This is a genomic window from Amycolatopsis sp. NPDC023774 (assembly GCF_040639695.1).
Taxonomy (GTDB): Bacteria; Actinomycetota; Actinomycetes; order Mycobacteriales; family Pseudonocardiaceae; genus Amycolatopsis.
This window is the reverse complement of record NZ_JBFAAJ010000010.1, coordinates 213,847-226,662: the sequence shown is the minus strand read 5'-3', so window position 1 is coordinate 226,662 and position 12,816 is coordinate 213,847. Positions and strand designations below refer to the sequence as shown.

Sequence of the window (12,816 nt, the reverse complement as noted above, 5' to 3'; positions counted from 1 at the left end):
GGCCTGCCCGAACCGCGCCGGGATCAGCGATCGACGCGGTTGAACCCGACCGGCGGGGTCGGGGTGTCGTTCACGGCTTGGTGGCCGTTTCCCGGCTGAACGGGCTGCGTGCGGGCCTGCGTGGTCTGGGCCGCCTGCGTGGTCTGGGGCTGTGCCCGAGTGGTCTGGGCCTGCGGCCGGCCGCCGACCTGGCGCTGACCACCACCGTTGCCCGAGCTCAGCTGGCCCTGCAGGGTGGTGAGCCAGCCGCCCCAGCGGTCCTGGGCGGGCTTGATGAGACCGCCGCCGAAGCCGACCACGATCACCCCGCCGATGGTCGCCAGCACCGTGATGAGCACCGGGCCGGTGATGGCGGTGGCGATGTTGACCTGGCCCAGCGCGGCGATGATGCCGAACGCCATGATCAGCCAGTAGGCGACGGTGCCGAGCAGCCGGCCCGCCGGCCGCGTGGACATCGCCGAGTTCACGACGTCACGCACGACCTTCGCGATGGCCGCGGCCACGACGATCAGCACCAGCGCCACCACGATCCGCGGCAGGAACGCGATGATGTCGTTGAGCAGCTGGCTGACCGGATTCGACTCACCGAACACGCCAAACGCCAGCTGGAGCGCGATCAGCAGAATGAAGTAGTAGACCAGTTTCACGAGGATGCCGGTGGCGTCGACATTCGCCTGCTTCATCATTCCGGTCAGCCCCGTCTTCTCGACGAGCCGGGAGAATCCGAGTTTTCCGAGCACCAGAGACAGCGCTTTGGACACCGCTTTCGCGATCAGCCAGCCGATCAGCAGGATGATCAGAAAACCGACGAGTTTCGGGACGAACGTGGCCACCAGATTCCAGGCCTGTCCGAGTCCGTCCTTGAGTTGCTCACCCACGCTGGCTCCCTTCGTCGTGGATTCCCGACTGCGGACCGTTGCAGCGGGTCGATGATCAGGTACCCAGCCAGCGGGAGTGCGTTGCACCACGATCGAGTGAGACGACTGGCGCCGGAAGATCAATCACGGCCATACTTGTACTACCGGTGGGGACCGGGGAGACGAGGCCGTCCGGCGCAGCGTAAACCGCAAGCGCCGGGCGGCCTCGAGCATTTGCGGGTATTACGACCGGGCGTATTCAGCGGGTGTTCGCGTCGTCGCCCTGCGAATACACTTCAGGTTTCGCCGGACCCGTCAGGGCTTTCAGCACCCGTCGAGGTTTTCGGCAGGCCTGCGGGTTTCACAGGGCGACGACACGTGTTCACCGAACGGACACTCAGGCCGCGCGCAGCGCGTCGCGCAGTTTCACCTTCGCTCCGGTACGCATCACGGCGTTGCGATAGATCCGCGCGGCCAGCCAGATCAAAAGCGGAATCAGCAGCACCACGAGTCCCACCGACACCACAGCTTCCCACACGGGCACCCCGCCCATGGCGAGCCGCATCGGCATCAGCGTCGGCGCGAACACCGGGATGATGGAGAGCACCTCGGCGAACTTGTTCGACGGGTCCGACGGCAGCACCGAAATGCCGACGACGTAGCCGACGATCACCAGCATCAGCGCCGGCGACACGGCGCCGCTCACGTCCTCCTGCCGTGACACGAGCGCGCCGAGCGCGGCGAACACGATCGAATACATGAAGAACCCGAGCAGGTACCACACCACCAGCCAGGCGACGGTGCCAATGGCCGCGGAGACCGAGATGGTGAGCACCCCCGTCCCCAGGCCCGCGGCGATGCCGACGATCCCGATCGCGAGCATCTGGATCAACCCGACCGTGCCGATGCCGAGCACCTTGCCCGCCATCAGCTGCCACGGCTTGATGGTGGACAGCAGCAGCTCGACCACGCGCGAGGTCTTCTCCTCGACCACGCCCTGCGCCACGGTCTGGCCGTTGAGCAGGAGCGACATGTAGATGAGGATGCCCGCGATGATGCCGAGCACGAGCTGCTGGCTGTCGTAGTCGTACGGTTTCTCCAGCGGGGGCAGTTCGTCGATGCTCGCACTCGCGACGGCGGCCTCCACCTTCGCCGGATCACCGTGCTGTGCGAGGATCTCCGAGTTCTGCGCGACGCGGCCCGCGAGCACGGTGAGCACGTTCTTGAGGTTCCCGTCGAGATCCTTCTCGACCTGCACGTGCACTCGGTCCGCGCCCTGGACCAGCAGTGCGTCGATCGAACCGTCCTTCAGCTTCGTGAGGCCGGCCTGGTCGTCGGGAACGGGCTGCGTGGCGATGTCCTGGCCCACCGACCTCCCGATCGCTGTCAGCGGCGCCGACAGCGGTGCCGCGGCCGGCACGTAGCCGACGGTCGCGTCGGGACCGCTGCTGCCGCCCACGAGCTTCAGCACCACGATCGCGGCGACGATGAGGATGAGCAGCACGAGCGTGCTGATCCGGTAGGCCTTCGACTTCAGCCGCGTGCTGATCTCGCGCGAGGCGACGAGCCCGACTCCGGACAGCGGGCTCATGCGGACGTCGGGCGTGCTCATGCCGCCGCCTCCTCGTGGTGGTGCTCGGTGACGACGGAACGGAACAGATCGGTGAGCGACGGGAGCTTCCGCGCGAACTCGCGCACCGGCCCGGTCGCCAGCGCCGCGCGCAGCACGACCTGGTCGTCGGCACCGTCGACCAGCTCGAGCTCGGTCACCGCACCGTCGCGGCCCAGCACCGTGACGCCGGGCAGGTTCGCGGCCCAGCCGTCGGCCGCCTGGGGCGCGTCGACGAGCAGCCGCACTGCGCCGCCGGCCCGCAGCTGCGAGACGGTGCCCATCGCCTCCATCCGTCCACTCCGGACAATCCCGATGCGGTCGCACAGGCGCTCCACCAGATCCAGCTGGTGGCTGGAGAACACGACGGGCACGCCGTCGGCGGCCTTCTCCTTGAGCACCTTGCTCATCACGTCGACCGCGACCGGGTCCAGGCCCGAGAACGGTTCGTCCAGCACGAGGATGCGCGGTTCGTGCACCAGCGCGGCCGCGAGCTGCACGCGCTGCTGGTTGCCGAGACTGAGCTTCTCCACCTCGTCGTCACGGCGGGCGGCCACACCGAGGCGTTCGGTCCAGCGCTCGGTCGACGCCTTCGCGTCGTCCGCCGACATCCCGTGCAGCCGCGCGAGGTACGTCAGCTGCTCGCCCACCTTCATCTTCGGGTACAAACCACGCTCTTCCGGCATGTACCCGATGTGCCGCCGGGTCTCGTGCGTGATCGGCGATCCCGCGAAGCGCACCTGGCCCGCGTCCGCGCTGAGCACCCCGAGCGCGATGCGCATCGTGGTGGTCTTGCCCGCGCCGTTGCTGCCGACGAAGCCGAACAGCTCGCCGGGCCGCACGTCGAAAGTCATCTTCTCCAGTGCCACGACGGTGCCGTAGCGTTTGGAGATCGCGTCGATCTCCAGTCCGGGCTCTGGCATCGGCCCTTTCCCCCTTGTTGTCGCAATTCGGTGACGTACATCACCGATTACGGATCGTAGAGTTCCCGCTGGACGGTGCATAGCGCCCCCGGTTGCGTGTCCGCCGCCGAAAGTTGCCGACCGAATGTCCAACTAGGATTCCCGTGGAGGATCGGAACGAATGGCAGAGACGACGGGGCGCCGGGTCCCCAAGCACCACGGGCTGTCGGCGAAGACGCTGCGCTCGCTCGACCACGCCTCGGGGCGGCTCGCGAGCGCGAGCGTCGCGGTGATGGAACGCCGACTGGTGTGGTTCGGGCGGCTGCCCGCCGACCAGCGCGCCAGCGTGCTGCTGATCACGCAGGCGGGCGCGGCGGGGTTCGTCGACTGGCTGCGCGACTCGAAGGAAGCGCTCAAGCTCACCACCGAGGCGTTCCGCGACGCGCCCGCCGAGCTGTCGCGCTACATCAGCCTGCGCCAGGCCGTGAGCATGGTGCGGCTCGCGATCGAGCAGTTCGAGGAGCAGCTGCCGGAGTTCGCCGCGAACGAGGCCGAACGCGCGGCGCTGATCGAGGGAATCCTGCGCTACGGCAGGGAGATCGCGTTCGCCGCGGCCAACTCCTACGCCGCGGCGGCCGAGGCGCGCGGCGCGTGGGACGCGCGGCTGGAAGCGCTCGTCGTCGACGGCATCGTGCGTGGCGACGCCGAGGAAGCCGTGCTCTCGCGCGCGGCCGCGCTCGGCTGGGACCCCGCCTCGGCCGCGACCGTGATCGTGGGCAATCCGCCTTCGGAGGACCCGCCGACGGTGGTGTTCGAGGTCCGCAGCCGCGCGGCCCGCGTCGGCCGTCCCGTGCTGCTGTCGGTGCAGGGCTCACGGCTGGTGATCGTGATCGGCGGTCCGACCGAAGGCGGCGTGAAGGAACGCGAAACGCTCTCGCGGATGTCGGCGGTGTTCGCTGATGGGGCGGTGGTCGCCGGTCCCACCGTGCCGTCGCTCGCCGAAGCGCACCACAGCGCGGCCGAAGCGCTTTCGGGCCTGCGTGCGGTGGTCGGCTGGCCGGGCGCGCCGCGGCCCGTCCGCTCCGACGACCTGCTGCCCGAGCGCGCGCTTTCAGGTGATCCCGAGGCCGAGCGCCTGCTGGTGGAGCTCGTCGCGCGGCCGCTGGAGGAGGCGGGCCCCGCGTTGCAGCGCACGGTTGAGACCTACCTCGAAAGCGGTGGCGTGCTCGAACGGTGCGCGCAGACGTTGTTCGTGCACCCCAACACCGTGCGGTACCGGCTGCGCAAGGCCGCGGAGCTCACCGGCCGCAACCCGACCGAGCCGCGCGACGCGTTCGTGCTCCGGGCCGCGCTCACCGTGGGCCGGCTGGCCCGCGCCCGCGGCCTCTGGTGACGCTGGTGCCGGCCCCGGCGGTGACTCCGCGTGACCCGCCCGCGCGCGACACCGGTCCCGTGACGGACTTCACGGCAAGCGATGGTTGAATCCCACAAGGCATTTGGGTTAAGGGCAAGGTTCCACCGCGCGTCTTTGGAGGTTTCCTCCAATAACCCCGCACGGACTTGGTGACCGCCCGCATCTGGGTGCGCACCCCTGCCCGTGGTGTCATAGACGACGTGACAGCAGCAGTCCTCTCCCCCAGCCAGGGCTCACAGACCCCCGGCATGCTCTCCCCGTGGCTCGAGACCGACGGCGCACGCGCGCGCGTCGAGGAGTGGTCCGCCCGCGCCGGGCTCGACCTCGTCCGCCTCGGCACGGAAGGCGACGCCGAGGAGATCCAGGACACCGCGGTCACGCAGCCGCTGATCGTCGCGCTCTCGCTGCTCTCGTTCGAGCGCCTGCAGCAGGTGGCGCCGGTGGCCGACGACGCGCCGGTGGCCGGCCACTCCGTGGGCGAGCTCGCCGCCGCCGCGATCGCCGGGGTGCTGACCCCAGCCGACGCCGTGGCGCTGGCCGCGGTGCGCGGCGCCGAGATGGCCAAGGCCTGCGCGCTGGAGCCGACGTCGATGGCGGCCGTGATGCTCGGTGACCCCGAGCAGGTCGTCGCATGGCTCGAAGAGCACGGGCTGGCCGCGGCCAACCGCAACGGCGCCGGCCAGATCGTCGCCTCGGGCGCGGCCGACGCCATCGAGCGGATCGTCGCCGAACCCCTGGAGGGCACGAAGATCCGTGCGCTCAAGGTCGCGGGAGCCTTCCACACGCCGTACATGGCGCCGGCGGAAGACGCCCTTCGCGAGCACGCCGCCGGCCTCACCCCGGCCGACCCCACGCGCCCGCTGCTGTCGAACGCCGACGGCACCGTGGTCACCAGCGGCACCGAGTACCTGGAGCGGCTCGTCGCGCAGGTCACCCGGCCCGTGCGCTGGGACCTCACGATGGACGGCCTCGTGTCGCTCGGCGTGAGCAGCACCGTCGAACTCGCGCCCGCGGGCACGCTGACCGGCCTGGTCAAGCGCCAGCTCAAGGGCGTCGTCACCACAACCACCGCGCTGAAGACGCCGGCCGAGCTGGCGAAGCTGCGCGAGGAGGACGCCCAGTGACCGACCGTCCCAGCCTGCGCCAGAGCACGGGCCCCACCAGCACCCGGATCCTCGGCGTCGGCAGCCACCAGCCGGAGAGGGTCGTGACCAACGACGACCTCTCCCAGCTCATGGACACCAACGACCAGTGGATCCGCGAGCGCGTGGGCATCATCGAGCGCCGCTTCGGGAACAAGGACGAGCTGCTCGTCGACTTCGCCGTCGCCGCCGGCACCGCCGCGCTGGAAGACGCGGGCGTCGACCCGTCCGAAGTGGACACGGTCATCCTGCCGAACTGCACGATGCCCTCGCCCATCCCGAACGCGGCCGGCCAGGTCGCCGCGCGGCTCGGCATCCCGAGCCCCGGCGCCTTCGACATCAACGCCGCGTGCGCCGGCTTCTGCTATGGCCTCGGCGTGGCGTCGGACCTGATCCGCGCCGGCTCCGCGAAGAAGGTGCTCGTGATCGGCGCCGAGAAGCTCACCGACGTGGTGGACCCGACCGACCGCGCCAACGCGATCATCTTCGCCGACGGCGCGGGCGCCGCGGTGGTCGGCGGCTCCGACGAGCCGGGCATCGGCCCGGTCGTGTGGGGCAGCGCGGGCGACCTCGTGGACCTGATCTACATGCGCGACGAGAAGTGGATCTACCAGGAGGGCCAGTCGGTCTTCCGGTGGGCGACCACGAAGATCGCGCCGATCGCGATGCGCGCGCTGGAGGCCGCGGGCCTGCAACCGTCCGATGTGGACGTGCTGATCCCGCACCAGGCCAACCTGCGCATCGTCGAGTCGATCGCGAAGAAGCTGCGCGCCGCCGGCGCGCGCGAGGACATGGTCGTGGCCGACGACATCAAGTACTCCGGCAACACCTCGTCGGCGTCGATCCCCCTGGCGCTGGACCACATGCGCAAGGCCGGTACCGCGAAGCCGGGCGACGTCGTGCTGGCGATCGGTTTCGGCGCCGGGCTCTCGTATGCCGGGCAGGCCTTCGTCTGCCCCTGATGGATACTTCCCTCGCGGGCGCTGTGCCCGCGAGGTGGACCTGTAGAAGAACCGAGAAGGGAACAACTCCAATGGCTGACAACGCTGAGATCCTCGCCGGCCTCGCCGAGATCGTCGAAGAGGTGGCCGGTGTGGCTCAGGACGACGTCACCGCCGAGAAGTCGTTCGTGGACGACCTGGACATCGACTCGCTGTCGATGGTCGAGATCGCCGTGCAGGCCGAGGACAAGTTCGGCGTCAAGATCCCGGACGACGAGCTCGCCAACCTGAAGACCGTGGGCGACGCGGTGAACTACGTGTCCGCCAACTCGAAGTAAGTCCTCTCCGTACCCGGGCCGGGGATGCTCCCCGGTCCGGAGCCGAGACCTTGTGGAGACTCCCATGAGCAACATCGACGTCGTGATCACCGGTATGGGGGCGACCACGCCCCTCGGCGGGGACGTCGCGTCCACCTGGGACGGCCTGCTGTCCGGCCGCAGCGGCATCCGCCCGCTGACCGCGGACTGGGTCGAGGAACTCGGCCTGCCCGTGAAGATCGGGGCGACGCTGGCCGTCGATCCGTCCGAGGTCCTGCCGCGGGTCCAGGCCCGCCGGCTGGACCGGTGCGAGCAGGTGGCGATCATCGCCGCCCGCCAGGCCTGGGCCGACGCGGGGTTCGCGGAGCAGACCGACGAGCACACCGACGTCGAGCCGGAACGCCTTGGCGTGTCGATCGGCACCGGTGTCGGTGGCCCGATGACGCTGCTGAGCCAGAACGACCTGTTGCACCAGCAGGGGCTCCGCAAGGTGTCGCCGCTCACCGTGCCGATGCTGATGCCCAACGGGCCGGCGGCGCACGTGAGCATCGACCTCAAGGCGCGAGCGGGGGTCCACTCGCCCGCTTCGGCCTGCGCCTCCGGCGCCGAGGGCATCGCCACCGGCTACGAGATGATCCGCTCCGGCCGGGCCGATGTCGTGGTCGCCGGCGGGACCGAGGCGTGCATCCACCCGATCACCCTCGCGGGCTTCGCCCAGGCGCGCACGGTGTCGACCCGCAACGACGACCCGGCGGCCGCGTCCCGGCCGTTCGACGCCGGCCGCGACGGCTTCGTGCTCGGCGAAGGCGCCGGGGTGGTCGTGCTGGAGCGGGCCGACCTCGCCAGGGAGCGCGGTGCGCGGATCTACGCGAAGCTCGCCGGCTACGGCATCACGTCCGACGCCTACCACATCACGGGCAACCACCCGGAAGGCATCGGGCAGATCGCGGCGATGCGGGCGGCCATGAGCATGGCCGGCCTGTCCCCGGCGGACGTCGGTCACGTCAACGCGCACGCGACGTCCACTGTGGTCGGTGACATCGGCGAGGCGGCGGCGATCCGCAAGGCCGTGGGCGACCACGCCGTGGTCACCGCTCCGAAGGGCGCGCTCGGCCACCTCGTCGGCGGTGCCGGCGCGGTCGAGGGCATCGCCACGATCCTCGCGATCTACGAAGGCGTGGTGCCCGCCACGCTGAACCTCACCGACCTCGACCCGAAGGTGCAGCTCGACGTGGTGTCGGGCGAGAACCGCAAGGTCGAGCTCACCGCGGCGCTCAGCAACTCGTTCGGCTTCGGCGGTCACAACACCGCCCTGCTGTTCACACCGGCCGCCTGATCGGTTCCACCGCAACGAATCAGGGCCCCTCCCGTCGTGGGAGGGGCCCTGATTCGTTGTCCGGACCAAGGTTGGTTCAGCATTTCTCTTGTTCGGGCAAGGTTCCGCCGGTGACGGTGTCGATCTTGTACCCGCCGCCTTCGAGGATCATCGGCAGCACCAGGCGCCACCGGATGCAGCCCTCCTTGAGCGCTTCCGGTGCCTCGTTGGACGACTGCGTGCTGGTGAAGCCCACGAGCACTCGCAGCGACGAGCCGGCGCCGGGTTCGATGCGGTACAGCAGGATGCTGCCGTCCTTCGTGGACCTGTAATCACTCGTCCACTTCGTGCGGGGGTTGTCCGCGATCCGAGCGTTGCTGACCGAGCGCGTCCATTGGTCGTAGTCGTGGCGGTTGATGCCGTCGAAGTAGTCCTGCAGCACGGTGCGCACGGCTTCGCCCTCCGGGTGCCGGGCGGCGTCGTCGGTGACCTTGACGTCACCGGGGCCGGGCTGGTCGTTCTTGTCCACCGGCGTCGGCGTCGTGGGGACGATGGAGCCGGCGGTGTCGACCACCGGGCGGCGGTACAGCTCGCGCGCGAGCAGGCCACCGCCGACGGTGATCGACAACACCACGACGAGGACGGGTACCAGCCACCGCTGGCGGGCGGGTGCGGGCGGACGAGCGATCACCCCCGAGAGGGTACCCACCCGCCCGCGGGCGTCACCCGACCTGGTGCAGCCACGTGACAGGAGCGCCGTCGCCGGCGTGGCGGTAGGGCTCGAGCGCCTCGTCCCAGCTCGCCGCGAGCAGCTCATCCAGCTTGTGGGCCAGGGACTCCCCGCCACGGGTCATGCTCACGAGGGCACGCAGCTGGTCCTCACCCACCACGATGTCGCCGTTGGCGCTGGTCCGGCCGTGCCACAGGCCCAGTCCTGGCGCGAAACAGAACCGTTCGCCGTCGACACCGGCACTGGGTTCCTCGGTGACCTCGAAGCGCAGCATCGGCCACGCCTTGAGCGCCGAGGCCAGTCTGCCCGCGGTACCGGAAGGCGCGCGCCAGCCGCACTCGGCACGCAGCTGTCCGGGACTGGCGGGCTGCGCCGTCCACTTCAGCTCGACTCGGGCCCCGAGGGTGCCCGAAATAGCCCACTCGACGTGCGGACACACCGCAGACGGCGACGAGTGGACGTACACCACGCCTCGGGTGTTGCCACGAGTGCTCACTGCTGACCTCCGCTTGCTCGACGAGGGACGTCTTCCCCTACGACCTCTCGAGCTTCGCTTCGGCTTGTGGGCCTTCCATGCCACTCCCCGATCTGTGTAGCACATTCTGCACCCCAACCGTGCCGTTTGGCCACACGAACACCACAAGTCGCATGGGAGTCCCTCCTTGAGGAGGGAGGCTCGCCGACGCGTCCGCGTGTAGCACGGATCTGCGGGGTCGGCACGCTAGCGTGGGCCGCGAAACGGACGAGGTGAGGAGGGTTTCGGTGCGACTGGTCCGCCTCGGGCAGCAGCCATCGCGCGTCGCCGAGGATGTGCGGGCGGCACTGGCCTCCCTCGGCCGCGGCAGCACCGTGATCGGTGGCGTGGCCCTGATCGGCGCCCGCCCGGCCGGCGGCGAGCGCGCCGTCGAGGCCGTGGTGGTGCTACCGAAAGGTGTGCTCATCGTGATCGGTGTCGACCTGCCCGACCCCGCGCTGCGCCTCGAAGCGCCCCTCGGTGGCCCGTGGAAGGCCGACGGCTGGCCACTGGTCCACGGGGACGAGGCCGTCAACCCCGCCACCGAAGCCCTGGACCTCTCGGCCGAATGCGAACGCCGCATCGCCGAGCTGGCGCCGGGTTCCGGCCCGGTGGGCACGATCGTGGCGGTCGGGCCGTACGTCGAAACGGTCGACCAGCCGCCCGCGGACCTCGCCGGGCCGGTGCGCGTGCTGCACCCGACGCCGACGACCATGCTGGCCGCGACGGTGTCGCTGGCCACGGCGCGGAGCCCGCGGTCGCTGGACCAGGCGCGGGCGCTGATCGGTGCGCTGGCGCCGGACGCGCCGGCGATGTCGGACGAGGTACTGCTGGGTGAGGGGTTCGTCCGGTACACGGACGATCCGCCGGTTCCTGCAGTGGTGCCTGCTCCTGTTTCGGCTCCTGCTCCTGCTTCCGGTGTGTCGAAGCCTGCGCAGCGCACGCGCATCACCTCGGTGCCGCCGCCACCGCCGGTCATCCCGACCACCCGGCCCGTGCCGCACGTCGCCACGCCTTCCCTGGCGGGCATTCCGGCCGAGGCACCGGCTTTCTCCGGTTCGTCCACTTCGGCCACTTCCCCGGCCGCTGTTCCAGACCAGACCGGCCACCTCGCCACCGCACCCACCCCATCAACGGCGGCACCAGGCTCGTCCACTTCGGCCACTCCCCCGGCCGCTGTTCCAGACCAGGCCAGCCACCTCGCCACCGCACCCACCCCATCAACGGCGGCACCAGGCTCGTCCACTTCGGCCACTCCGCCCTTCCCCGCGGCCGTCCCCCCGGCGGCGGCGGAAACCACCGGCACCGAGCCGGACCCGGCGATCCACCTCGCCGACGCCCCGACGGAGTCCACCACCCCACCGACCTTCCCCGGCGCGCCGGGCGACTCCGCCTCGCCTGCCGTGGCCGAGGAATCGGCTGCGTCGGCGGATCAGCCCGGCAACGCGACCTTCCCCGCTGCGGCGGGTACGGCTGGTTCGCCGGCCGCCGCGGAGTCGATCACCGAGCCTGAGCAGGCGATTCCTCTCACCGACGGGCCGACCGAGTCCACTGCCGCGCCGAGGTTCCCCGGCGCGGAGGCGAACGGTCCGTCCACTTCAGGCGGTGGCCGGGGTGATTCGTTGGAGTCGGCGGCGACGGAGAAGATGACGTCACCGAAGCAGAGTGGGCCGAATCAGCGTGGGCAACGGCCGGCTGCGCAGCGAGCGGCGCCTGCGCCGAGGCCGGCCCCGCCGGGGAATGGCCACGGCGGGCCGACTGGCACTCCCCCTGCGACGCCCGGTGGAAAGCCGCCGGTCTCCGCTGGTTCAACGTCTCCTGTCTCTGCCGGCGGTAAGCCTCCTGTCGGTCCTGGTGGAACGTCTCCCCACTTCGCCGGTGCTAAGTCGCCTCTCGCTGCTGGGGGAACGTCTCCCGAGTTCGCTGGTGGCAAGCCGCCGGTCGCTCCGGCCGGACAGTCTTCTGTCGCTGCTGGGGGCAAGGCCGCAGTCGGTCCTGGCGGCAAGCCCGCCGTGGTCGGCACCAACGCCGGTGGCAAGCCGCCCGCGCCGGCAGCTCGGCGAGGTGCCACGGCGAGCGTGACCGGAGCGAGCCCGTCGAGGGCCGTGTCGTCGGCTCCGTCGGCCTCCGGGTCGGTGGAGGTGCCCGCGGGTGGCGGTGCGCCGCCGCGGGAGAAGGAGCAGTCGCGGACCGTGCGCTGGGTGCCGGTGGCCGCGATCGGCTTGCTGGCGATCCTTCTGGTGACGGCGATCGTCGTGGCGGCGACCGGCGGTGGCGGGGGCGGCGAGGCCGCTCCGGCGCCCAGCTCGAGCGCACGCCCGGTGCCGCCGCCCGCGGCCGTGAGCAGCGCGCCCGCGAGCAGCGCGGCGCCGAGCCTGTCGTTCGAAGCGCGGGCGAGCAGTTCGGATCAGCGGTGCGCGTCGCACGCGTTCGGAGACGTGCAGGCCAGCCTGCAGCAGACGAGCTGCTCCGCCGTCAGCCGCGCCAGCTACACGGCCCTGGTCGACGGGCGCGCCGCCGCCGTGACGATGGCCGTGGTCCAGTTCCCCGACGCCGCCCAGGCCACGCACTTCAAACAGGTCGCCGACACCCCGGGCGGCGGCGGCATCCTCGACGTCGCCACCGAGACCGGCAAATGGCCGGGCCCGCCCCCGCAGTTCGACAGCGCCGCCTACGCCAGCAAACTCGACGGCAACGGCGTCCGGCTGGTGCAGGTCGTGTGGCAGTCCGGTCCGTCCACTCCGGACGACCCCGGCCTCACCCGCGCCGCCCAGGGCGCCCTCGCGATCGTCATGCCCGCCTGACCGCAGCCGACCCCCTGGCGACCGGCACACGAAGTCGCGCCGGCCGCTCCCGCCCGCGGGCCGTCCCTGCCCGCCCCACAGCCAAACCCGGCCCGCAGCGAACCGCCACACACCGCACCGCCCCCGGGCAACCGCACGCGGCCGCCGAAACACCCCAGACCACGCAACCCACGACGCACCCGCGGTGATCCTGCCTGCCGAACCACCACCCACCCCGAACCCAGCGCCTTCGCACAGCAAACCGCCCCCACACCGCACCGCCACCGCACAA

General features: G+C 70.9%; 11 protein-coding genes. 6 read left to right on the top strand and 5 right to left on the bottom strand.

Features of this window, described 5'->3' with window-relative positions; all coding sequences use genetic code 11:
- Positions 1-23 precede the first annotated feature (23 nt).
- From AB0F91_RS22735 to AB0F91_RS22725, 3 genes are all read right to left on the bottom strand, one after another.
- Positions 24-878 carry a hypothetical protein gene (locus tag AB0F91_RS22735; RefSeq protein WP_360600156.1) on the bottom strand — a complete coding sequence of 285 codons (855 nt, stop codon included), beginning with the start codon at positions 876-878 and terminating at the stop codon, positions 24-26.
- Between the two features lie 376 nt (positions 879-1,254).
- Positions 1,255-2,469 carry an ABC transporter permease gene (locus tag AB0F91_RS22730; protein WP_360600154.1) on the bottom strand — a complete coding sequence of 405 codons (1,215 nt, stop codon included), beginning with the start codon at positions 2,467-2,469 and terminating at the stop codon, positions 1,255-1,257.
- Positions 2,466-3,389 (bottom strand): ATP-binding cassette domain-containing protein, encoded by a 924-nt coding sequence (locus tag AB0F91_RS22725; RefSeq protein WP_360600152.1) that lies wholly within the window; start codon positions 3,387-3,389, stop codon positions 2,466-2,468. Before AB0F91_RS22725 ends, AB0F91_RS22730 begins: the two co-directional genes overlap by 4 nt.
- A gap of 160 nt (positions 3,390-3,549) precedes the next feature.
- Between AB0F91_RS22725 and AB0F91_RS22720 the strand changes: the two genes are divergently transcribed.
- From AB0F91_RS22720 to AB0F91_RS22700, 5 genes are all read left to right on the top strand, one after another.
- The gene (locus AB0F91_RS22720) at positions 3,550-4,761 is read left to right on the top strand and encodes a helix-turn-helix domain-containing protein (protein WP_360600150.1); all 1,212 of its coding nucleotides are present in this window, start codon (positions 3,550-3,552) and stop codon (positions 4,759-4,761) included.
- 221 nt (positions 4,762-4,982) lie between these two features.
- Positions 4,983-5,906, top strand: a complete 924-nt coding sequence (locus AB0F91_RS22715) for an ACP S-malonyltransferase (RefSeq protein WP_360600148.1) — start codon at positions 4,983-4,985, stop codon at positions 5,904-5,906.
- On the top strand, positions 5,903-6,886 hold the full coding sequence (locus tag AB0F91_RS22710) for a beta-ketoacyl-ACP synthase III (protein WP_360600146.1): 984 nt from the start codon (positions 5,903-5,905) through the stop codon (positions 6,884-6,886). The genes AB0F91_RS22715 and AB0F91_RS22710 overlap by 4 nt, the downstream gene beginning before the upstream one ends.
- Before the next feature lie 71 nt (positions 6,887-6,957).
- Positions 6,958-7,203: an acyl carrier protein gene (locus AB0F91_RS22705; RefSeq protein WP_004559006.1), complete on the top strand. Its 246-nt coding sequence runs from the start codon at positions 6,958-6,960 to the stop codon at positions 7,201-7,203.
- 64 nt (positions 7,204-7,267) lie between these two features.
- Positions 7,268-8,518 carry a beta-ketoacyl-[acyl-carrier-protein] synthase family protein gene (locus AB0F91_RS22700; protein ID WP_360600144.1) on the top strand — a complete coding sequence of 417 codons (1,251 nt, stop codon included), beginning with the start codon at positions 7,268-7,270 and terminating at the stop codon, positions 8,516-8,518.
- 76 nt (positions 8,519-8,594) lie between these two features.
- On the opposite strand, the gene AB0F91_RS22695 is transcribed toward AB0F91_RS22700, so the two are convergent.
- Positions 8,595-9,188 (bottom strand): hypothetical protein, encoded by a 594-nt coding sequence (locus AB0F91_RS22695; RefSeq protein ID WP_360600142.1) that lies wholly within the window; start codon positions 9,186-9,188, stop codon positions 8,595-8,597.
- 31 nt (positions 9,189-9,219) lie between these two features.
- Positions 9,220-9,723, bottom strand: a complete 504-nt coding sequence (locus AB0F91_RS22690) for a DUF3145 domain-containing protein (RefSeq protein WP_360600140.1) — start codon at positions 9,721-9,723, stop codon at positions 9,220-9,222.
- A gap of 266 nt (positions 9,724-9,989) precedes the next feature.
- Here AB0F91_RS22690 and AB0F91_RS22685 point away from each other — a divergent pair, with 266 nt between their 5' ends.
- Positions 9,990-12,545: a hypothetical protein gene (locus tag AB0F91_RS22685; RefSeq protein ID WP_360600138.1), complete on the top strand. Its 2,556-nt coding sequence runs from the start codon at positions 9,990-9,992 to the stop codon at positions 12,543-12,545.
- The last annotated feature ends 271 nt before the right edge of the window (positions 12,546-12,816 follow it).